Here is a 20,954-nt window from a genome sequence, read left to right on the forward strand (position 1 = left end):
TCTGGGTCTGCAACAACAGAGGGTCATGATGCTCAAATGACATAATTTTATTGATTGTTCACGTTGCTATATGCTTTTATGTCGCTTTAACCTAATTTTTGTCAGCTTGCTTTTGTCCTTCACAACTTCGGGACAAATGGCAGCTAATGCAGCCTTTGCAAATCAGACTTTAGTAGCAACCACACAAACTGCTCAAAACCTGAAACCTGAAGCAGATAATTTGCTCACAGAGGGCAAACAAAAACTAGATAAAAAACAGTTTCAAGCAGCACTAGAAGCATTTGAAAAAGCTTTAGTTTTATATCAGCAAGCTCATGAGCGCAAGGGTGAAGGTGATACTCTCTACAGCATTGGTGATATCTATTACTCTCAAAGTAAATATTACCAAGCCATCAAGTTTTATGAGCAATCTTTGGTAATTTTTAAGGAGCTAGGCGATCGCCATAATCAAGCTAAAACGCTCAATGATATTGGGTTATCTTACAAGAGACTAGCACAGTACCAGAAAGCCTTGGAGTTCTATCAGCAAGCTTTAGAAATTCGTCAACAAGTGGGTGACAAAGCAGGGGTAGGACAAACGCTCAATAACATTGGCGGAGTTTACGACAATCAAGGACTGTACTCGAAAGCCTTAGAGTTCTATCAGCAAGCTTTAGAAATTCGTCAACAAGTGAGCGACAAAGCAGGGGTAGGACAAACGCTCAACAACATTGGGGGAATTTACGATAGTCAAGGACTGTACCCCAAAGCCTTGGAGTTCTATCAGCAAGCTCTAGCAATTATCAAACAAGTGGGTGACAAACCAGGTGAAGGCGCTATTCTCAACAACATTGGCTCAGTTTACCGCATTCAGGGACAGTACCCGAAAGCCTTGGAGTTCTATCAGCAAGCTTTGGCAATTATCAAACAAGTGAGCAACAAAGCAGGGGAAAGCACTACTCTCAACAACATTGGCTTAATTTACGACAGTCAAGGACAGTACCCGAAAGCCTTAGAGTTCTATCAGCAAGCTTTGGCAATTATTAAACAAGTGGGTGACAAAACAGAGGAAGGACAAACCCTCATCAACATTGGCTCATTTCACTACAGACTGGGAGAGTACTCGAAAGCCTTGGAGTTCTATCAGCAAGCTTTAGCTATTATCAAAGAATTTGGCGACAAAACAGGAAAAGGTGCAGTCCTCACAAATATTGGCTTGGTTTACCACAGACTGGGAGAGTACCCGAAAGCCTTGGAGTTCTATCAGCAAGCTTTAGCTATTATCAAGCAATTGAGCAACAAAACATGGGAAGGTACTATCCTTAACAACATTGGGGAAGTTTACAGCAGTTTGGGAGAGTACCCCAAAGCCTTAGATTACTATCAGCAAGCTTTGACTATTATCAAACGAATGGGCGACAAACTAGGGGAAGGCACTACCCTCAGCAACATTGGCGGAATCTACCATAATTTAGGAGAGTACCCCAAAGCCTTAGATTACTATCAGCAAGCTTTAGCTATTATCAAGCAATTGGGTGGGAAAGCAGGGGTAGGACAAACGCTCAACAACATTGGGGAAGTTTACAGCAGTTTGGGAGAGTACCCCAAAGCCTTAGATTACTATCAGCAAGCTTTAGCGATTGTAAAGCAATTGGGCAATAAAGCACGGGAAGGTACTATCTTCAACAACATTGGGGAAGTTTACAGCAGTTTGGGAGAGTACCCCAAAGCCTTAGATTACTATCAGCAAGCTTTAGCAATTGCCAAACAAGTAGGTGATAGAGCAGGATTAGGCACTAATTTCAACAACATTGGCGGTATTTACGACAGACTCGGAGAGTATCTCAAAGCCTTAGATTACTATCAGCAAGCTTTAGCAATTATCAAGCAATTGGGCAATAAACCAGAGGAAGGCATTACCCTCAACAACATTGGCGGAATTTACAATAGTCTGGGACAGTACCCCAAAGCCTTGGAGTTTCGCCAGCAAGCTTTAGCGATTGCCAAACAAGTGGGTGATAGAGCAGGGGAGGGCGTTACCCTCAACAACATTGCGGCAGTTTACAACAGTCTGGGGCAGCACCCCAAAGCCTTGAAGTATCTTCAGCAAGCTTTAGCGATTGCCAAACAAGTGGGTGATAGAGCAGGGGAGGGCATTACCCTCAACAACATTGCGGCAGTTTACAACAGTCTGGGGCAGCACCCCAAAGCCTTGAAGTATCTTCAGCAAGCTTTAGCGATTCACAAACAAGTGGGTGATAGAGCAGGGGAAGGACTAACCCTCGGCAACATTGGCTTGTTGCTAAACGCACAAAAACAACCTGAGTTGGCGATTGTTTTCTTAAAGCAATCTGTGAACGTTAGAGAAACAATTCGGCAAGACTTGCGGAAATTACCTCGTGAGCAACAAGAGTCCTACACCCAAACCGTAGCAGATACATATCGCCGTTTAGCTGACTTGCTGCTTTCCCAAGGACGGCTACTAGAAGCCCAACAGGTTCTCGAACTCCTAAAAATCCAAGAATTGCGCGACTTTACCCGTAATGCCAGAGCAGGTGGCGAAACCGCCGGGATTTCTTTAGCCCGCATTGAAGAAGATATCCTCAAAAAATATGGCACTCTCATCGCCTTTGGATTGCAGGTTTACGAATGCGAACAACAGAAAGAGTGTAACGCCCTCAGTCAACTACGAGACCAACTCGACGCTTTGACCACAAAATTCCAGCAAGAATCCAATACTTTTCGCAAGACTCTGCAAGAACGACTTGCTAAAGACCCCGCACTCCTCGAACCCGAACAAACCCCCAGTACTGCTGCCAAAATTGTCACGTCGAAGCCAGGTACAGTCTTAATTTATCCCTTAGTATTGAAAGATAAAATTCGGATTCTCCTGGCTAGTAGAGCGGGAGAAAAGGGCGTGGTTTTCCGCACTTTTGAAACACCTATCAACCAACAGGAACTCTGGAAAACGGTGTCTAAATTCAGAACCCAACTGTCTAGCCCTGAAGACGTTACAGATGTCAAAGCCACAAGTAAACAACTATATAACTGGCTGCTTCAACCATTGGAAGGGGAAATCAAAGATAAAAATGTGCGTCATCTTGTATTTTCTCTTGACAGTTCTACCCGCTACATTCCAATGGCAGCACTGTTCGATGGGCAGCAGTATTTAATTGAGCGTTATGCAGTTTCCACGATTCTGAATGCAGGCTTAACAGATGTTAGCACTCGGCTTCCTCCCAACAATCAGAATATCCGAGTTCTAGCAATGGGAGTTTCCAAAGCTTTTCCGGGGTTTAAGCCTTTATCAAATGTGCCGATAGAATTGGCAAGCATCGTCCAACAATCAGGAAAGTCACCAGGGGGTATTTTTCCAGGATTGCAGTTTCTGAATGAAGGCTTCACTTACAAGACCTTGCGAGATAATCTAGCAGGCAGTCAAGTGCTACACCTTGCCACCCACGGTAAATTTGAATCGGGTGCCCCGGAAAAGTCTTTTCTTCTGTTAGGTAAGGAAGATAAGGAAGATAAGGATGGAGGTAAGGATGGCAACAAATTAACCGTTGATAAAATAAACCTCTTGGTAAACAATATGGGAAATACCCATTTAGTTGTGCTTTCTGCTTGCGAAACTGCTTTGGGTGGAGTAGATTCTGATGGCTTGGAGATGTCTGGCATCAGTTTTTATTTTCTTAAGAACGGCGCTAAATCGGTAATTGCTTCTCTTTGGCTTGTCAACGATGCCAGCACCAGCCAATTGATGCAGCAGTTCTACCAAAATCTTGCTACTGGCAAAATGACCAAAGCTGAAGCCCTTCAGCAAGCTCAACTTGCCCTCCTGAAAAGCGACCACCAAGCTAGCAACAATAACCGGAGTAGCGTGCGGTATACACCAGGACAAACTGGACAACCTGCATCTATCTCCCGCAATCTCAGTCATCCTTACTACTGGGCACCGTTCATTCTAATTGGCAATGGGTTGTAGAGTAGTACCGGAGGTTTAGATGGAACTGGAACAGGCAATCCAACAATATAATTATGCTCTTAAGCAGTTAGTTCAGACGCTTCATCCATCAATTCCGATTTCTCAACCAGAAGCACAAGATTCTCCAGTTGAGCATGAAGTTGTTGTCTTTCAAGCTGTTTTAAAAAATCAGCTCTCTCCTGCTAAAGTTATCCAAGTTTTAATAGCGCGAGATCGGGTTCAGTCAGCCTTAGAAGCACTGGCTACTTCAGTCAATTCCCTTCCTCTATCTAGTGACAGCCTAGAACAACTCATCAAACTTGATGAAACTTTGAGAAAACAGGCAAGAGCGATCGCCCCTTTTACTCAGTCTACTGATTGGCGTGCCAGCTTTAACCCTAAGGAATCATCTTGGTGGTGGTTTCTGCAATCTCCCAGAAATTGGCTCTGGAAAAGCATTTCCATTATCTGCCTAACTGTGTCTTTGGGCTTAATTGGCGACATTGCCCCCCGCTTTCTTACGGGTGTACCCGATTCCTTGGGAGCTTTTACAGTCAGCGCCCAAAGCATTCTTACGTTGTTGGCAGTAGGAAGTATCTTCACCAAAAGCGGACAAGAAGGACTCAGACGCTTGCTCAAATGTATAAATATTCCCGAAAAATACTGGTATGTGCTTGGTGTTGGGGGTTCTCTGCTGCTAGTGTTGAGCATCTTTATGCTTCGTCAATCTTTGCCTCGAATTGGCACAAAGTATTATACCCGTCCAGGTATCGAAAGCCGGGGAAAGGGAAACTGGAGTAGTGCTGAAGAAAAATTTAAACGGGCAATTAAACTGAATGCCGATGATGCCGAGGCACATTTTCAATTAGGCAATCTTTACGAAGACCTGCAAATGTCAGATCAGGCTCGCCAACACTACCAACTTGCCATTCACGGTGGTATTCCAGAAGCAACAAATAATCTAGCACGGCTCAATATTTTAAAAAAAGACTATCCGGTTGCGGTTTCCCTTTTGCTCAAAGCCTTAGATACAGATAAAAAACAGCCCTTAAACTCAAAAACAAAACATACTGTTCTCAAAAATCTTGGTTGGGCAAGGTTGATGCAGAAGAACTACCCAGATGCTGAAATCAAACTATTAGAAGCAATCGACTTACAACCTACTCTCAAATTAGAGAGGTATGAAATTGCTGCTCCTCATTGTCTCCTGGCACAAGTGATGGAAGCCCAAGGTGATAAAAAACAAGCATTGGGAGAGTGGAGAACTTGCAACCAGTACGCTAATATTACCATTCCAGAACAAGATGAGTGGGTTGTAATGGCTGGAAAGCGTTTGACACCGCAGGAAACAAATAAATGATTTATATCAGAAAGACAGTCAAATTAGTCTTAATACTTGCATTTGCTATTATTACGCTTCCCCTATCTACTGTTGCCCAAACTGTTAGAATTCACTCAATTTCTGGCCAAGGCAAAGTGAGAGTACAACGTGAAAAACGAACAGAATGGATACCTGTTCGCCAGTATATCGACTTATATCAAGGCGATCAAATTTTGCCAGACAGAGGAGTCAGAGTTTATGTAAAATGCCCCCCTGACTATAGGAATCTTGTCCTGGTCAAAGCAGGTGTACCATCCGGTCTAGGCTCAATTTGTATTAGCTGGGCAAATCAAGATACTAGAGGTTCTCAAGCTGAAGAAACAATTGGCGGAATCGATCCTTCTATTCCCTATCTCATTACTCCCCGTCATAGTCTCTTGCTCACTGCCACTCCCTTAATCCGTTGGAACAAAGTCTCTGGGGCTAAAGAATACACAGTGGAGGTAACAGACCCAACAGGCTTAATGTGGAGAACTAAGACAAGGGAAACTCAGCTTGTATACGCAGGTAAACCACTAAAGCCTGGTGTTTCCTATTCCATAGTTGTGCAAACAGATACTGGAAAATCCTCTGAGGATGATGCTGCACCCAATGCTCAGAAAAAAGCTGCCAATCTGGGATTTAGAATTCTTCGTAAATCAGAAGCAGCTTTGGTTCAAGTAAAAGTTGCGAAAATTTCTCCCACCCCATTGGATAACGAAGCATCTGCATTAACTGTGGCAGATTTTTATAGTAACTATGTTTTGCCCCAATCTGTTATTCAAGCCTATAATTTATCAGCTAATACATTTGAAACTTATAGCCTAACCAGTGATGCGATCGCCATTCTAGAATCATTGCTTCAACAGGGAAAGCAGTCACTCTTAATTTACCGTACCCTAGGCGACCTCTATTGGCAAACAGGGCTTATCCGCCCAGCAGAAGCTAATTATCTCAAAGCAATCAGTCTAGTTCAGGGACTAGAAGATTTAGAAGATTGGACACTAGCTCAATATAGTTTAGGGCAACTGTATGCTGCGATTGATAACCCGAAGCAAGCAGTGGAGTACTATAGCCAAGCAAGACTAGGCTATATTTTCCTTGGAGATTCAACACTAGCAGAAGTTCTCCAGCGCCGAATAGATAGATTCAAGAAAACCGCAGTTAATGATCCCAGTATAAAAAAATAAACAACACAAAATAAGGTACTCTTATCTTTTATCCGATATAATCTACGATTAACACTACTTCCCTTGATATACAACACTTCCACCAACATGCGATCGCGGAGGGTGCATGTTGGCAACGGAATAGTTTCTATTACGCTGCCGATAAATTTTGCTTGTCTTGGTATCGCCTTTGATGCGTCATCCAAGCGATAACCATTTACAGGGTGCTAACTTCTAGTTATAGTTAGCCGTAACTTATTATAGGCACAATGCAACTATAACTTTGACTGAGTGCAAAGATAGTTTACAAAAGTTGCTCAGGCGGTTGCCATAATATTGGTTCAGCGAAGAGACAGAGGCAGAGGCATTGCAGCCGAAGAATGCATTCGGGAAAACTTTTCTCCCTGAAGCGGTTCCTGTCCCTCAATTTCTAAGATTTGGATCATGGATAACTGCAACCGCCTTGATGCAGAACCGTCTGGGAATACAAATTGCCTGCTTTAATTACAAAAATCATCCACGCGGATATCCCGCCAGACATCAGACACTTGCCAGCCGGAATTGCCCACCGATTGTACTGGAGGGTTGTCAAGAAATGGAATATAGTCAGGAACTCTAGGCTCTGAAATCGCTACTGGTTTCTCCTCAACCTCAACCACAGGGGCAGTAGAATTGTCAGTATTAGCTAGAAGTTGTTGGTCTTCTGCTTCTTCGATTAATTTCATCTGTCTCAGGGTAAGCTTGTCAGATTTTTTGATGATTTTCTTAGTGTGTATCTCATTAGAAGTATTCATTGGCTGTTCCCTCGAAGGCATTGGCTTAAAATTTGTCTGAGTAAAGTTGGGAGAAGTTAGGTATAAATAATTTGCACAGAATTAACAAGGTACACCAAATCGATGGAAAATACGAGTCCCTTGCTGAGGAATTTATTAATTGTGTACAAATCTGTTTTCGGGTAGATGTCCCAGCATAATCTGTTGCACAGATGCAAGTATCAAGCGTAAGCGTAGCTCGCCGCAGGCATCGCTTCTTTCCTCGTGACTGTAGGTCAAAAATGTGATTACGTTTTTGACTCCTAATAAGCAGATAATGGATGGTTGAGAGTTCTCGCTGTGGAGGAACAGTGTTGAGAAACTTATCAGGTGAGAAAGGCACAATCTTAGTAGTAGATGACGAAGCCAGCATCCGCCGAATTTTACAGACGCGGTTAGAAATGATTGGCTACAGCGTAGTTACAGCTAGTGATGGTGAAGAAGCTTTGTCAGCTTTTCGCCTGTTGACCCCTGATTTGATAGTTCTAGATGTGATGATGCCAAAACTAGATGGCTATGGTGTCTGTCAAGAATTACGAAAAGAGTCAGACGTACCAATTATCATGCTCACAGCTTTAGGAGATGTAGCAGACCGAATCACTGGGCTAGAACTTGGTGCTGATGACTACATGACAAAACCTTTCTCACCCAAAGAACTAGAAGCTCGAATTGCCTGTGTACTAAAACGGCGCTCCCACAAAACCAACATCAATGCTATTCCTAACTCTCTTGTAATTCATGCAGGCAACCTGAAAATAGATACAAGTAAGCAGCAAGTCCATAAAAATGAGCAACGCATTCGGTTGACAGGTGTGGAGTTTAGCTTATTAGAGTTGTTAGTAAATCATTCGGGAAAGATTTTTTCAAGGGTTGAAATATTACAGCAATTGTGGGGCTTTGTACCAGAAATGAATACAGACACCCGTGTGGTAGATGTGCATATTTCACGATTGCGGACAAAGGTAGAATCCGATCCCAATAACCCAGAATTAATTATTACAGCAAGAGGTAGTGGTTATTTTTTCCCACGAATTGTTGAATCAGAACACGATTGAGGAAGAAGTCAGAGGTGAAAATGTTAAAAATTCTAGAAACAACACCCAATCGACTTGTCATCAAGTCAGAAAGAAGAAATTTTGATGCCAGTCATTGCAAACTGCGAATTGTTCAGTCATTCATGCACGATCCAAAAATCTTCTTCTAGCGACTGACACCAATATTGCTGTTTTTGTATCAAAAGACGTAGAAAGGGCTATAGTCCTAATAAAGTAATATTTTACTTAAATGAAAGCGTCAAGAGAGTGAGATTTCCTTCTTCAACGCTTGACTCTAAGCAATAACTGGGTTCTCCATGAGGAACGAAACTCAGTTGGGATAGCGCACTCAACTGCCACCGCCACTTTTTAAAAGCTTGATAACAAATATTTACATAAAACTAACACTAGCAACTAACACCACAGCCACTAGCAACTAACACCACAGCAAGACGAAAAAAGTTGTTTGTTTAACTATAAATAGACTTACAATGCTATGTTACCTATTTTAATATGGTGGTTAAAAGAGGAGTTAAACAAGATAGTACTAATAAACTTATCCTTGTCTGCGATGATGTTGCAGACAACTGCTTTTTCTTCCAAACTCTTTTAGAAATGGAGGGTTATGAAGTTGAAACTGTGGATTCGGGCGCAGCAGCGCTAGCTTTCCTTGAATCCAAAATACCTGATCTACTTCTACTAGATGTGATGATGCCCGACATGGACGGGTACGAAGTCGCTCGGCGCATCCAAAATAACCCAATTTTACAAATTATAACTGTTTTGTTAATTACGGCCAACGAAGAGGCGTTTTTTAGAAACGAGCTTGATGTCAAGGTGGCTGGAGTTATCCGAAAGCCTGTTGAGCCGGATGCATTAATAGGACATATTCAAGCGGCTTTACAGCAACCGCATCATTTATGACCAGAATCTCTTGATAAAGTACTGAGAATAGTGCGATCTGATACTCTTAGCGAAAGTGTTACAAAGGCATAAACAAAAGTATTACAACTAAAAGGCGCAACAATGAGACTTCTTGGCATTTGTCGAGGAATGGGGTTGCGGTTAAAGGGAAAAGGATGAAATTTTCCCTTCCCCTTTGCTCGAATGGCACGCTTGTTAATCGCAAAGCCCTGATATAACGAGATTTTGAGTGTGGGGAGTGTAGCCGCACTGTTGCAATTGCCCCATTGATTGCTATTTGCAGCCCTTCTAGTAGTTCGCTTTCGTGACTTGGCGGGGTAAAGGGGAAAGGGGAAGGTGGGGCCCCCTCTGGGGATAAGGGGCGGGGGGAAAGGTTTCAAATCCCTTCCCCCTTCCCCAGCCATCACGCAGCATTTTTGGGTTGGCGAACTACTAGGGTCAATATTTGCTTTTACGCTAGCGCAAAGTATGTACTGTACTCTGCGTTTACTACGAGTAAAAATCCCACTAGATAAAAGGTTTCAGAATAAATTTTCTGTGCCCGAATTATCCGGAAGTGTACTAGTTTTTACGACAGGTGCGATATTTTATGTGATAAACCAAACCTCGGTGTGCAAGATCGAAGGAGTCAACAGTAGCCATCCCTTGACCTTTGGCAGTCATCGCAGTATTCACCCGTATATTTACACTGTCACCACAGCCTGACCAAACATCAGCTATTGTCGGCTTTTCGCCTGTTGACCCCTGATTTGATAGTTCTAGCGCTTCGCCACACAAACTTTGCGTGGTGGCAAGCTCTTGGGCAGAGGGGCAAGGGTGAAAAAACTTGTACAAATCTCTCCTTGTGATTTTACCCCCTGCATGACCAAATTTTGAACCATAACGTGACCAAAAGTTAACGTAATTTCAAGCTTTTGAGCCAATCAATAACTTAACTTTATGAATCAAATTATGTCCGCGTGTTTTAAATGTGAACCATAATACGACCAAAAGTTTTATTTTGAGACTTGGTAAAAAATGCCGAGCAAGACACACTAATTTAGTCGAAAATTTTAAACTTTCGGTCAAAATATGATTCAAAATGTCCACAATATGGTTTAAAAATATGTTTCACCAAAAATTGAGTGATAAAGCGATCGCCTGAAATCTGAATTTTTATTTCTATCTCATCGCGGTACGGTACAAATGAACTATTTGACCATGTTCCTTGCTGTAATTAAGTTTTGAGTTTTTTGAACTCCATTTATAGCTTTGAACTATATGTTGTCCTAGTACAAAGTGAAGTATTTCGTGACCGTTTGGCTAAATTATCGTTCAAATCACACTCCTCTGCTCCAATACTTTTCGGTTAAACCCAATAATCTCTCTTTTGGTCTGGGGAAAGGTTAAAGGGTAATGGGTAAAGGGAAATTCAAACCTTTTCCCTTTCCCCTTTCCCCCAAAACCCGAAAAGTATTGTCCTCTGCTCCCCTGCTCCTTTGCTCCTGGAGCCCTCCTGCTGCCTCAACGATTTTCTCTTTACTTAGTGTCATTCCACCAAGGACAATCATTTCCCTCATCCCTACACGGTTCATTGCTTTAAAAGCTGTAGTGCTTATCCTGCAAAGATTACAGCTTTACTTAGTGCCATTCATTAATTACCAAAGGTTTGAGTAACTGTAATATCACGTAATTTGAAACATATAGATAAACATAGCAGTGTATTTACTTAATAAAACGTATGAAAGCACTAGTGAAATATCAAAAAAACATATTTTTTTAAACTATTTAAAAGTCTCACAAAAATCAGAAAACTTACATTAAATATTCCAAAAAAAGACCCTTTAAAGCTAAAGCTTACATTTTAATTTGAGTCCTGTATAAAATCAACATAACTTTAACATTAAAGCTATCAACTGCTTTTGCTAGCTATCTTTTTGAGATTTTTTATACAAGTAAACCCTTTACATTCTTGAAAACGTATGTTTAATTTGATTCAGTAGAGAGCAAAGGCAAATGCCTAGCTAATACTAACAATCAACAATGAGTTAAGGTCTAAAATCATGGCAGTTGAAAAAACCAATTCTTCTTCAAGTTTGGCAGAAGTTATTGATCGGATCTTGGATAAAGGTATCGTTATAGATGCTTGGGTACGTGTTTCCCTAGTTGGTATTGAATTACTTGCAATCGAAGCTCGGATCGTTATCGCTTCTGTTGAGACCTACTTGAAATATGCAGAAGCTGTAGGCTTAACACAGTCAGCTGCTGTACCTGCTTAATTATTAAGTAGATGCAATCAAATTAGAATTACAAACTAATACCATTTCTTCGTAAAGTCATCTGCGTCAAGATATTTCGATCTCCCCTTTTCCTGTGTTGTTCTTTGCGTTATTTGCCATTCCTTTTAAGGGACTTGCATTCCAGTATATCTTCATAGAGACTTGGTAGAAGTAATTCTGATTGTTCTTCTGTTTTTCGTCGATTATCTTGATACTTTTCAATCAAGATTTATCAAAGGATAAAATGTCAGAAGTAGATATTGTATGAGCTACATTATCGAACAGAATTCAGGAGTCAGGAGTCAGAATTCAGCAATGTTTTCTGACCGAAAAAGCGGATGAATAATCGGCGTTTTTGCACCCCCACCAAATTGAAAATTTGGTGGTCTTCAATTCCTGCGCGGTCTGAATCCCCGACTGATTGATTCTGACTCCTGTTAGCGATAGCGGGGCGTTTAGCCCATTCTGACTTCTGAATTCTTCTTCAACTGGATATTAATTGTCCAGTTGATGTAGTTTATTCACTATTTTCATAATATTGCGGAGAATCTCATGACGGCTTTAATGGAAAAAATCCGGCAAGAGCATAAGTCGATAGCTGAGGAAGTATCTCAACTATTTAGAGAGACTCATGAATTCTTGTCCGCTACAACAGCAAACAGAGAAGAGCTTGCCAAAAAGCAAGCCCAATATCTGCATCAGTTCCACGAAAACCTGGAGCAAACAACCCACGAGTTTCTCACCGAAACAACTAAAGAAAGGTTTGCTCAAGCTCAAGCTCAAGCAAGGTTTTTGCAAGAGTTCTACCAAGAACTTGAGCAAACAACCCACGAGTTTTTAGCAGAAACAGCAAAGAACAGAACTGAACAAGCCAAAGCACAAAGGCAATATCTGCATCAATTTCGTCAGGATTTGTTTGCAAGCATTTTTGGCACGCATATTTAGTCGTTAGTCAACGTTCTGACCAAGGGAGTTAATACCCTTTCTCTAAATTACCGAAGAAAGGCAGAGGGCTTCAGCGTTGGAGGCAGAAGGCAGAAGGCAGGAGGCAGGAGGAAGAAAAAAATTTTTGCCCTCTGCCAAAGGGGTTTAAAGCCCCTAAATTTATTTATGGGGATTAACTCCAGCAAGAACTGCCTTGTCTACGACAAGCTGCGCGAACGTCCTCCTACCTCCTTAAAGTTCATTCTCCTTTCCTGCTTGCTGTATAGAAATTAGATTTATTTTAGATAATTGGTAATTTGTTGACGAAGTAGATTAAATAGTAAAACCTCCTAATCTTACAGTTAAATAACTGGTCAGAAAAGGGGGCAAATTTAACAATGAGTTTTAGTGTAAAATTTTAGATATTCTATCTATAATACCTTAGTGGTGCAGAAAACTTTATCTTCTAATGTGGCACTTCTAGTAGAGAAAATTTTATCCCAATTTAATATTAAGCTGTAGATAATAGAGAAAACAAATTCGATAAATTAAAATAACCATGAGCCGGCCTTTTAAGATTGAAATCGCAGAAAGCGAAAAAGAACTTAAAAAACGTCTACAAACAGCCAACTTAGGGAACCAAAAAGAAAAACTTATTATGCTGTGGTAGATAAAAAGCGGGCAGTTTAAAGAGTAGTAAGACATTGAAAAACGCTTGAAAAGAGATAATTCAACGGTCACAAGATGATTGCAGAAGTACAGAACTGATTGGATATCAGGCTTGTTAAAAATCAAAAAAGACTCGCTTCCTGCCGGCGCTATCAGTGGGGGCTTGTACCCAAAATTAATTAATTAAAAATTATTCTTTTCACTAATTTTTAACTTTTAACTTTTAACTTTTAACTTTTAATTAAAAAAAGGTCAGCATTAATGGCAATAGACAATCGTTTTTAGTCAAGGTGAATTGCTTGAAATTGTATAGCGATTTTTTAATTTGTCGCTCCACTAACTATGTGGAGGTGAATTAATGGAAAAGAAAAGTTGGCGATCGCTACAATTAATATTTCCAGTACTTATACAGAGGTGTGAATATTTAATATTGTATAAACTAAGTCTTAGTCGAATGGTAATAATGTAACTTTATATACTCTTCTGAGATGAATAACTCAGTAGAGTATTTTTGTGAGAGTCACTGCTCTTGAGAAATCGTCTTGTCTTGTTGCAACCCAACAAAACCTCTTTCTAACAACCATAAATTAAAAACTGCGGCTGCCCTGTCAAGAAATGCGATGCCTGCGGTTCTTGCTAGCCTACGGAATTCTTGAAACATCTATAAGTTGCGCTTCTCTCAATTGTAATCATTGCCATTAGGAGCCGACAGTTGAATCATCGAAGGATTACGTGAATATTTAACCGCATCGGTAGGGGGATAATCTGCCGACACTGCAATTAACCCAATTTTGATATCCTCGAAATAAATCACACCCCCAATACGTACTTCGATTTGAAAAGCTCCATGAAATAAATTGTACGGAGCGATGTAGATTAGCAAACAGTCACTAATCTTTATTGGCCTGTCAAACATCTGCTGACAAGTTTTATGGAGGACAGCATCTAGATATTCATTATAGGCAGGCTCACCCAGGTCAGTAAATTCCGGCCAATCCGCAAAATGATCCATATAAAATAGCCAGATATCGGACAAGTCTGCGTCATTAGTGAGTTTTTGCTTAAGTTCTTGCAATCGGTCGATATTCATATTGTGGATATTGAGGAGATAGGGTAAACAGATAGTACTGTTAAAAAATTATCAATTATTTTTGCGTTAATGGGGGATAAAGAATTATCACCAAAGGTTTCTACTAAATGGTTGGGGACTTAAATGACAGGATAAATAGACCATTGATAACTGTTCAAATAAGCTAGATAGCAACTTGAGATAAGCTTATGTTGTCCTTAAGAATTTCTATCTCGACTGGAGAAAATACTTTATCTTTCATTTGTTGTAGCTCATGTAGAGCAGTGTTAGCATCGGTAGCACTAAATTTGAAGTACTCAGTTAAACTACCAATGCAATAATTGTAATTATGATAGCGGTGTTTAAAATATAGTTCTACATTACCCCTGTGTGACCAAGTTCCAAGTATTTGAATAGCAACAGTTTCATAAGGGAGAAGTAAATCCGTTTCTATTTCTGTCAATCGCTGTTGGATGGATCTGGCGGTAACTCCTATCTTGTGCAAAATACCAATATTCGTTTGTATCTCTAAAAAATACAGAGTACAAGATAAAATGCGTTGAAGTTGAGCGCGATAAAGTGCCAAGTCGGTGAGCCGATATGACTTATCTGGTGCATTTTTGTATAATGCGTGTTTGGCTGCTAGCTCTAGTTTCAGTAGCTTTTTGAGCAACAGAGGTTCTTGCACTTCGTTGAATAAACTGAATTCTAGCGCTCCAACAGGGATTTTTCCTAAACTAGTAAATTCATAAGCTGGAGGGGTTAAATACACGTTTTTTTGGAACATTCCAGCTTTGAGAAGCCCTGGAGTAACTAAACCAGGGCTGATCGGATAATTGATTGAGCCGTATTCTTTCCACAGCAATTTTAACTGTGCTAAATCTTTACGCGATAGGTAAATATCAAAATTATCGTAGAGTGGTAAAATCGGAAAATCACGATTAGCTACAGGTAGGCAGGTTGCTGAAGAATGTGCAAAATGATGTTGCTTAACCTTACCTTTCTTAGCAGTTAGCTTACCGTAACAATAAGGGCATTTAAGCTCGGTTTTACCACTACCAACATCTTCAACACAGACTAATTGTCCATCTGGAGCTACACCAAATTTGAGCCACATTGTCACGCTTACTCATTAACAGAAAAACCAATCGGGGTTGATAGTAGAAAGTTCAAGCAAGCTTTAAATAATTTGCATATCTGCAAAATTTGGCTCAAACTAGTGCTAGTGTACTATAGGATTTCTAATTTAGGATTTAATTTGCTTGAAAATGGTGTGAAAAGCGAGACTGTTTGTAGTGGAGCTACCCTTGGGACAAGAATCTGTCGCTAGAACCAGGAAGATAGTTCACGTTGATATGGACGCATTTTACGCATCGGTAGAACAGAGGGATAACCCTAGCTACCGAGGTAAACCGTTAGTCGTCGGTGGCAGTCCCAATCAACGAGGCGTAGTTGCAGCCGCCAGTTATGAAGCTCGTAAGTTTGGCATTTACTCAGCAATGCCCTCGGTAACAGCAATTGCAAAATGCCCCGGACTGATATTTGTCAGACCAAGATTCGACGTTTACCGAGAGATTTCTGCTGCAATCCACGCTATCTTCAAACGCTACAGTGATTTAGTGGAAGGGGTTGCGCTAGATGAAGCATATTTGGACGTTACTGAGAACAAGCAAAACATCCCCTACGCCTCTACTATCGCAAGACACATCAAAACTGCGATTTTCCAAGAAACCCAGTTGACAGCAACCGCAGGCGTGTCGATTAACAAGTTTCTTGCAAAAATGGCATCAGGGCAGAACAAGCCCAACGGACTAACCGTGATTTTACCGGAGGATGCGATCGCCTTTGTAGAACAACTGCCAATTGAGAAGTTCCACGGCATTGGAGAGGTTACAGCAGCGAAAATGCACTCGCTCGGCATTCATACTGGCGCAGATTTAAAGAGGCGATCGCTGACTGAGTTAACACACCACTTTGGTAAAGCTGGTCATTATTACTACAAGATTGCCAGAGCAGAAGATGACCGCCCAGTTGAGGCGAATCGGGTTCGCAAGTCCATTGGTGCAGAAACTTCATTTGCACAAGACTTAAGCGATGTCGGTCAGATGTTGCAGGAACTTGAACAGATTGCCCAGATAGTGGAGCAACGGTTAGAGCAGCACGAAACACGAGGCCGCACATTAACCCTGAAAGTCAAGTTTTCTGACTATCATCAGATAACCCGCAGTAAAACAATGCTTGCTCCCATCGGTGAACTCTCTACAATTTTTGAGATAGCCAAAGCGCTGTTTGAGTCGATTGATTTGGAAAACCGCAGTATTAGGTTGCTGGGCATTTCCTTGTCTAACCTTGATAACGTCAAACAAACCCAAGTGATTCAATTGCCACTATTTCAGAATGCAGGCATTATATTTTAGTGTAGGCTAGCAAGAACCGCAGGCATCGCGCTGTTTAAATACTGACTCACCCACGACAAAAATCATCAACTCTTAACTCGCGCCACACATCAGACGGTTGCCACCCGGAGTTACCCACAGAGCGTAGGGGGCGATAGTGTTCAGAAATGTATTCGGATTCGGAAACGTAGTCTTCAATGTACACAGGTGGATTTGATTCAATCACCGGTTCAGAGATATCTAAGTTCTCAGGAATCTCAATGGGTTCAGTCGGTGCTGGGGTTACTTCTGTTTTCTTGCGAATTGGGTTAGGGTTTTTTTTGATGAGTCGTTTCATATCTATAGGAATCATTCGGCTCTCTACAAAGAACGATATCCCAGAATACAAGAACTTATCAGCGAATCAGAGACATTTTGCCGTTTGTTTTATGGGTGCGGAGTGCTTTTTGAGGACGGGAGCGGAGCGCGATGCCGAATAGCCAGTCGTAGAAAGGGATTTAACAATAGCTATGATGTTGTCTACTTGCATATCGAAACATATTTGCCGACCAATGGTCGGCAAAATAGCTAGTTATTGACAACTGTTTTCGGAATCACCGCTTATTTGACCCCACGGAACGTAGTTCAATGCGAGTATTGAGGTAATTTTTGCGAGTTTGCCAGTCTGGAATGATGGTTTCTAAGAGTTTGTAAAAGCTTGGGGAATGATTATGAATACGAATATGGCACAGTTCGTGGATAATTACATAGTCAATGCAATCTTTTGGGGCGCTGACCAGCAAGGGGTTGAGTATTATCTTACCTTCCTTGGTACAGCTTCCCCAGCGTTTGTGCATGGTGCGTAGCTCAAACCTAGAACTTACGCATTGACGAAAATTTGATACTATGCAATCAAACCCAGTTTTTGCGTTAGGTGTTCTAAAATAAAGTCACGAGCTACTTTGAGCGATAAATTTCTTTGGAGTTCATACCAATTTTCAACTAACTCTTCGGAACGCATTAATTCTAATTGTGTAAAAGCTCGGATTGAACTAAAAAAGTGAGTTCTGATAGCCTCAGTTGTTCTCACCATAAATTGACCAATGCCACAAACTTGCTTAATAGCTCTGTGGTAACACTCGATTCCCCAATGTATTGAATGTAACTCCTTAAATTCTGCTCTCGAAATTGAATTTAGAGTATTTTTTTCAGGTGTGTACATAATATAATATCTGTAAGTTTCGTTTTTGAAACTTCTCCGAAATACCTTCACCTGACCAAAATTTTTTAGATCAACTATTAAACCAACTTCGGGAATTTCTAGATTTTGGACTTGGGTATAATTCTTACCATCAATTGAACATGAGCGATTTTTAGCTATTCCAGTTAAAAACTCTAATCCCTTGTTTTTAAAGAACTTCAGATTTTTTTGGCTCGAATACCAAGTGTCAGTAGTCACTGCTTTTGGGCTTAACCCCCAAGTCAAAACCTCCGCAATCATTTCTCGTAAATAATCATTTTTAGTCTTTCCCTCTTGTTTGTTATAAATGCGATAATTCACAGGTACAGATTTACCTGATAAATCGGTATAATACAAGGTAATTAGTTGAATTCCCTTAACTGCCCGATGATGTCTTCCTGAATAATAGTAACCAACTAATTCTGTTATTTTTGGGTCACTATGTGGTTTATCAATTACCGTATCGTCTCCACTTAATGTTCCCCCTAACAAGTTGATTTTTAACTTGACTTCGTTAAATAAATCTTTGGGTTCATAACACTCACGCAGCAAAAATCTATTCACACTATCATGAGACAAATCTTTCATGATTTCCGCTAGACGTGTACAGCCTGGATATTTTGATTCTGCTAGCAGAAACAATGTATAAGTATCCAGGTCACATTTTGCTGTGGATGGCTTAGTTATTACTCTAATCGTCCGAACCCTCAACGCAGACAAATAAATTATCTGCTTTTCACTCCTCTAAGAACTAGCGATCACTTATTTTTTTCTTCATTCTTTCCATGCACTTATTGTGTTTCTTGTCAATGCGTAAGTTCTATTAGTTACGATTAAGCTCCAATCTGAAGCCACCAATGAAAACCCGTTAACCCGCGAATTAAATCTTGCTGTTGAAGTAAAGATTGACAGCGATGAAATAAGACATCCTCTAAGCTCGACTTTATCCATTTTTGAGAAGATGAGCAGGCAAAAGGAAGAAACAGGAGCATGGGAAAATAGGAAGTAGGATCAATGACAATGTGCATCTATAACCATGAGCCTGAATTTTCCCGCAGGAATAGCCAGTATTATACAACTGTTCTCAAGACTGTTCTCAACTAGAGTCTGGAAAAAAGCAGAAGTATTGATGATAGGGGCAATTTTAGCAACTCGAAAGCGTACAGTCTCCTCAATACTGGAGGTTATGGGAATAGCACACGAGAAGAATTTTCAGAATTATCATCGTGTTTTAAGCCGTGGAGTGTGGTCAAACTTAGAAGCCAGTCGCATTTTGTTAATGATTCTGGTCAGCATTTTTGTACCATCAGGGCCAATAATCATGGGAATAGACGACACGATTGAAAGGCGAAAAGGCAAGAAAATCAAAGCCAAAGGTATCTATAGAGACCCAGTACGCTCCAGCCACAGCCAGTTTGTCAAAGTCAGTGGATTACGATGGTTAGCAGTCATGTTACTCGTAGAAATACCTTGGGCACAGAGAGTTTGGGCTTTGCCTTTTCTCACCGCTCTAGCACCATCTGAACGTTACAACCAACAGTTCAAACTATTGACATATTTTTGTAACCAAGTCCTTAGTGGTGCAGAAAACTTTCCGGAGTCTCAAGTTGAGAACACAGTGACACGGGAGAACTCAATTTGTTGCTCTATCTGCGTTCGTTTTTTTAGTGAAGCAGTGGCAGATGGGGGACTCTTTCGAGGTAAGGTAGCTAATAGGGGAATTGGGAGGCGTTGATAACACAACCGTTCAATTTCGCGTAGTCCTAATTGTAAAAAACTTAATCCCCGTTGGCTATGCCAGTCGAGCATTTTGCGCCGACCTTCACGGACGACAACCAGAGCAACAGCAATGGCAATCAGGGTGGCAGCAGCCAGCAACATCAATAGACAATTGAGGGCTTGAGCATCCCGCAAGTGAGAACGGATTAGCTCAAAAGCTGCCGATTTGTAATCCTTAAAATGCGGTTCTATCCCCCCAAATCGCTGACCATAGATTTCAAAAGTCTGTAATGACGGAGGCACATCTGAGAGGACAGCCCAAGGCTGACTCGCCAGGGCTAAATGGGCAGTTGCCAGATGACACTTAATATCCTGTAAAACCGTGACTTCTCGAAAAAGATAGGCTTCTCCCTCTGGGGGGAAAAGATCAGCAACCGCAGCCGTTTTACCATTAGAGCGTGTAATATTCAGGTCAGATTTCGCACGAATGACCCACGACCATTGATGATCCCGTAACCACCGAATCAACGCACCGTGTTCAAACCCTCGGTCTGCTAATAATGTCACCGAGCATCCTGGAGGTAGTAGTCGCAAAGTGGTTTCTAGCGTTGGGCAGTAGTCTTCAAAACCAACCGTCGCACTGCCGTGTGACAACACCGTTTGGCCCAAAGGAATCGAGCGTCCTCCCCAAACTAAACAGATTTCAATTAGACAATACTCATCCCATAACACACTGGTATCGAGTGTCAGCGTCATCGGCATTCCCGACCATGCTGTAATAAACTGCTTTAATAGGGGAAAATAAAAGGTTTCGGGGTTGATTTTGGGATTATGGACAAAGTAGTTTAATCGCTCCATGTGGCTGCGGGCTTTGCAGCCCCGATGACTCAGATAGGGCAACCACTGGCTCAGACAGGCGCTCTGAGCTTGTAAAATTGCGGCCACATTCTCACAAAACACTTGTAGATGTCTTTGGTCTTGAGGATGAATCCATTGACTTACTTGAGTTTGCAGTTGACGATAAAGATGGGGGACTGGCATGGGGGAGCTTTTTGTGTGAAAACTTGAGCATCCCATGCTGTCCCCCTCTGTGTCACTCTTGTCTCCGTAAAATTCCCCATATATCAATCATTCAGGAATTTTCTGCACCACTAAGCTGTGAGACTTTGACATGGCGAACACACGATTGGGTTGCTGCATCTGAAGTCCTTCAACTACCTACCCCAGGAGTGTGAGCAGGTTCGGAGATTAACGATGCCTGCGGTTCTTGCTAGCCTACGCATTAGTCAGGCGTATTCGAGTGCGTTGGAGGAGTCGGTGCAGAGGTTTTTGGAGATGCTGGGGAAGCTGAATCGCGCTTATTTGACTGCTCTGGAAGAAAAATTGTTGAGTGTTTTGGAGGCTGAAATCAGAGTTTAAATCTTTTATTTCATCAAATTTATTCTCCATTACCAAACA

18 protein-coding genes and 1 pseudogene are annotated in these 20,954 nt (G+C 41.3%); 10 read left to right on the top strand and 9 right to left on the bottom strand.

Annotated features, from left to right (window positions below):
• Positions 1–136: 136 nt before the first annotated feature.
• From IQ274_RS23370 to IQ274_RS23380, 3 genes are read left to right on the top strand one after another with little or no spacing between them, the layout of a single operon-like run.
• Complete coding sequence (locus IQ274_RS23370; RefSeq protein ID WP_194143570.1) at positions 137–3,964, top strand: tetratricopeptide repeat protein; 3,828 nt, start codon at positions 137–139, stop codon at positions 3,962–3,964.
• Between the two features lie 19 nt (positions 3,965–3,983).
• Complete coding sequence (locus IQ274_RS23375) at positions 3,984–5,303, top strand: tetratricopeptide repeat protein (RefSeq protein ID WP_194143571.1); 1,320 nt, start codon at positions 3,984–3,986, stop codon at positions 5,301–5,303.
• Positions 5,300–6,493 carry a tetratricopeptide repeat protein gene (locus IQ274_RS23380; RefSeq protein WP_194143572.1) on the top strand — a complete coding sequence of 398 codons (1,194 nt, stop codon included), beginning with the start codon at positions 5,300–5,302 and terminating at the stop codon, positions 6,491–6,493. The genes IQ274_RS23375 and IQ274_RS23380 overlap by 4 nt, the downstream gene beginning before the upstream one ends.
• A gap of 479 nt (positions 6,494–6,972) precedes the next feature.
• Here IQ274_RS23380 and IQ274_RS23385 read toward each other — a convergent pair whose 3' ends face one another.
• Positions 6,973–7,266: a hypothetical protein gene (locus IQ274_RS23385; RefSeq protein ID WP_194143573.1), complete on the bottom strand. Its 294-nt coding sequence runs from the start codon at positions 7,264–7,266 to the stop codon at positions 6,973–6,975.
• 299 nt (positions 7,267–7,565) lie between these two features.
• Between IQ274_RS23385 and rpaB the strand changes: the two genes are divergently transcribed.
• Positions 7,566–8,339 (top strand): response regulator transcription factor RpaB, encoded by a 774-nt coding sequence (rpaB, locus tag IQ274_RS23390; protein ID WP_194143574.1) that lies wholly within the window; start codon positions 7,566–7,568, stop codon positions 8,337–8,339.
• A 492-nt stretch (positions 8,340–8,831) separates the two neighbouring features.
• The gene (locus IQ274_RS23395) at positions 8,832–9,242 is read left to right on the top strand and encodes a response regulator (RefSeq protein WP_194143575.1); all 411 of its coding nucleotides are present in this window, start codon (positions 8,832–8,834) and stop codon (positions 9,240–9,242) included.
• A 561-nt stretch (positions 9,243–9,803) separates the two neighbouring features.
• Here the strand turns inward: IQ274_RS23395 and IQ274_RS36700 are convergent.
• Positions 9,804–10,076 (bottom strand): DUF4360 domain-containing protein, encoded by a 273-nt coding sequence (locus IQ274_RS36700; RefSeq protein WP_228058317.1) that lies wholly within the window; start codon positions 10,074–10,076, stop codon positions 9,804–9,806.
• A 1,208-nt stretch (positions 10,077–11,284) separates the two neighbouring features.
• On the opposite strand from IQ274_RS36700, the gene gvpA reads away from it, so the two are divergent.
• Complete coding sequence (gene gvpA / locus IQ274_RS23405; RefSeq protein ID WP_015080752.1) at positions 11,285–11,500, top strand: gas vesicle structural protein GvpA; 216 nt, start codon at positions 11,285–11,287, stop codon at positions 11,498–11,500.
• A gap of 537 nt (positions 11,501–12,037) precedes the next feature.
• A complete protein-coding gene (gene gvpC / locus IQ274_RS23410) occupies positions 12,038–12,445 on the top strand; it encodes a gas vesicle protein GvpC (RefSeq protein WP_322745296.1) in 408 nt (135 codons plus the stop codon).
• 1,168 nt (positions 12,446–13,613) lie between these two features.
• Here the strand turns inward: gvpC and IQ274_RS23415 are convergent.
• The 3 genes from IQ274_RS23415 to IQ274_RS23425 form a co-directional block, all read right to left on the bottom strand.
• Complete coding sequence (locus IQ274_RS23415) at positions 13,614–13,754, bottom strand: hypothetical protein (protein ID WP_194143577.1); 141 nt, start codon at positions 13,752–13,754, stop codon at positions 13,614–13,616.
• Between the two features lie 18 nt (positions 13,755–13,772).
• On the bottom strand, positions 13,773–14,183 hold the full coding sequence (locus IQ274_RS23420) for a hypothetical protein (protein WP_194143578.1): 411 nt from the start codon (positions 14,181–14,183) through the stop codon (positions 13,773–13,775).
• A gap of 163 nt (positions 14,184–14,346) precedes the next feature.
• Positions 14,347–15,279: a GIY-YIG nuclease family protein gene (locus IQ274_RS23425; RefSeq protein ID WP_194143603.1), complete on the bottom strand. Its 933-nt coding sequence runs from the start codon at positions 15,277–15,279 to the stop codon at positions 14,347–14,349.
• Positions 15,280–15,469: 190 nt separating this feature from the next.
• On the opposite strand from IQ274_RS23425, the gene dinB reads away from it, so the two are divergent.
• Positions 15,470–16,579, top strand: coding sequence for a DNA polymerase IV (gene dinB / locus IQ274_RS23430; RefSeq protein ID WP_228058318.1), 1,110 nt, complete (start codon positions 15,470–15,472; stop codon positions 16,577–16,579).
• Between the two features lie 46 nt (positions 16,580–16,625).
• On the opposite strand, the gene IQ274_RS23435 is transcribed toward dinB, so the two are convergent.
• From IQ274_RS23435 to IQ274_RS23445, 3 genes are all read right to left on the bottom strand, one after another.
• A complete protein-coding gene (locus IQ274_RS23435; RefSeq protein ID WP_194143608.1) occupies positions 16,626–16,910 on the bottom strand; it encodes a hypothetical protein in 285 nt (94 codons plus the stop codon).
• Between the two features lie 241 nt (positions 16,911–17,151).
• On the bottom strand, positions 17,152–17,445 hold the full coding sequence (locus IQ274_RS23440) for a M48 family metallopeptidase (protein ID WP_322745298.1): 294 nt from the start codon (positions 17,443–17,445) through the stop codon (positions 17,152–17,154).
• Positions 17,442–18,473, bottom strand: coding sequence for a transposase (locus IQ274_RS23445; RefSeq protein ID WP_322745299.1), 1,032 nt, complete (start codon positions 18,471–18,473; stop codon positions 17,442–17,444). Before IQ274_RS23445 ends, IQ274_RS23440 begins: the two co-directional genes overlap by 4 nt.
• Positions 18,474–18,813: 340 nt before the next feature.
• Between IQ274_RS23445 and IQ274_RS23450 the strand changes: the two are divergent.
• Positions 18,814–19,266 (top strand): annotated as a pseudogene (locus IQ274_RS23450) (transposase); the annotation flags it as partial.
• Positions 19,267–19,379: 113 nt separating this feature from the next.
• On the opposite strand, the gene IQ274_RS23455 reads toward IQ274_RS23450, so the two are convergent.
• Positions 19,380–20,537 (bottom strand): transposase, encoded by a 1,158-nt coding sequence (locus tag IQ274_RS23455; protein ID WP_194143580.1) that lies wholly within the window; start codon positions 20,535–20,537, stop codon positions 19,380–19,382.
• Between the two features lie 213 nt (positions 20,538–20,750).
• On the opposite strand from IQ274_RS23455, the gene IQ274_RS23460 reads away from it, so the two are divergent.
• Positions 20,751–20,915 (top strand): hypothetical protein, encoded by a 165-nt coding sequence (locus IQ274_RS23460; RefSeq protein WP_194143581.1) that lies wholly within the window; start codon positions 20,751–20,753, stop codon positions 20,913–20,915.
• The last annotated feature ends 39 nt before the right edge of the window (positions 20,916–20,954 follow it).

This window comes from Nostoc sp. LEGE 12447 (assembly GCF_015206985.1).
Lineage (GTDB): Bacteria > Cyanobacteriota > Cyanobacteriia > Cyanobacteriales > Nostocaceae > Nostoc.

What these genes read in the sequence shown, in the direction of transcription:
- IQ274_RS23375 (WP_194143571.1), top strand. Translation starts at nt 3,984, where the DNA reads ATGGAACTGGAACAGGCAATCCAACAATATAATTATGCTCTTAAGCAG.
- IQ274_RS23415 (WP_194143577.1), bottom strand. Translation starts at nt 13,754, where the DNA reads ATGTTTCAAGAATTCCGTAGGCTAGCAAGAACCGCAGGCATCGCATTT.
- rpaB (WP_194143574.1), top strand. Translation starts at nt 7,566, where the DNA reads ATGGTTGAGAGTTCTCGCTGTGGAGGAACAGTGTTGAGAAACTTATCA.
- IQ274_RS23455 (WP_194143580.1), bottom strand. Translation starts at nt 20,537, where the DNA reads ATGCCAGTCCCCCATCTTTATCGTCAACTGCAAACTCAAGTAAGTCAA.
- IQ274_RS23420 (WP_194143578.1), bottom strand. Translation starts at nt 14,183, where the DNA reads ATGAATATCGACCGATTGCAAGAACTTAAGCAAAAACTCACTAATGAC.
- IQ274_RS23370 (WP_194143570.1), top strand. Translation starts at nt 137, where the DNA reads ATGGCAGCTAATGCAGCCTTTGCAAATCAGACTTTAGTAGCAACCACA.
- IQ274_RS23435 (WP_194143608.1), bottom strand. Translation starts at nt 16,910, where the DNA reads ATGATTCCTATAGATATGAAACGACTCATCAAAAAAAACCCTAACCCA.
- IQ274_RS23385 (WP_194143573.1), bottom strand. Translation starts at nt 7,266, where the DNA reads ATGAATACTTCTAATGAGATACACACTAAGAAAATCATCAAAAAATCT.
- IQ274_RS23460 (WP_194143581.1), top strand. Translation starts at nt 20,751, where the DNA reads ATGCCTGCGGTTCTTGCTAGCCTACGCATTAGTCAGGCGTATTCGAGT.
- IQ274_RS23425 (WP_194143603.1), bottom strand. Translation starts at nt 15,279, where the DNA reads ATGTGGCTCAAATTTGGTGTAGCTCCAGATGGACAATTAGTCTGTGTT.
- gvpA (WP_015080752.1), top strand. Translation starts at nt 11,285, where the DNA reads ATGGCAGTTGAAAAAACCAATTCTTCTTCAAGTTTGGCAGAAGTTATT.
- IQ274_RS23380 (WP_194143572.1), top strand. Translation starts at nt 5,300, where the DNA reads ATGATTTATATCAGAAAGACAGTCAAATTAGTCTTAATACTTGCATTT.
- IQ274_RS23395 (WP_194143575.1), top strand. Translation starts at nt 8,832, where the DNA reads ATGGTGGTTAAAAGAGGAGTTAAACAAGATAGTACTAATAAACTTATC.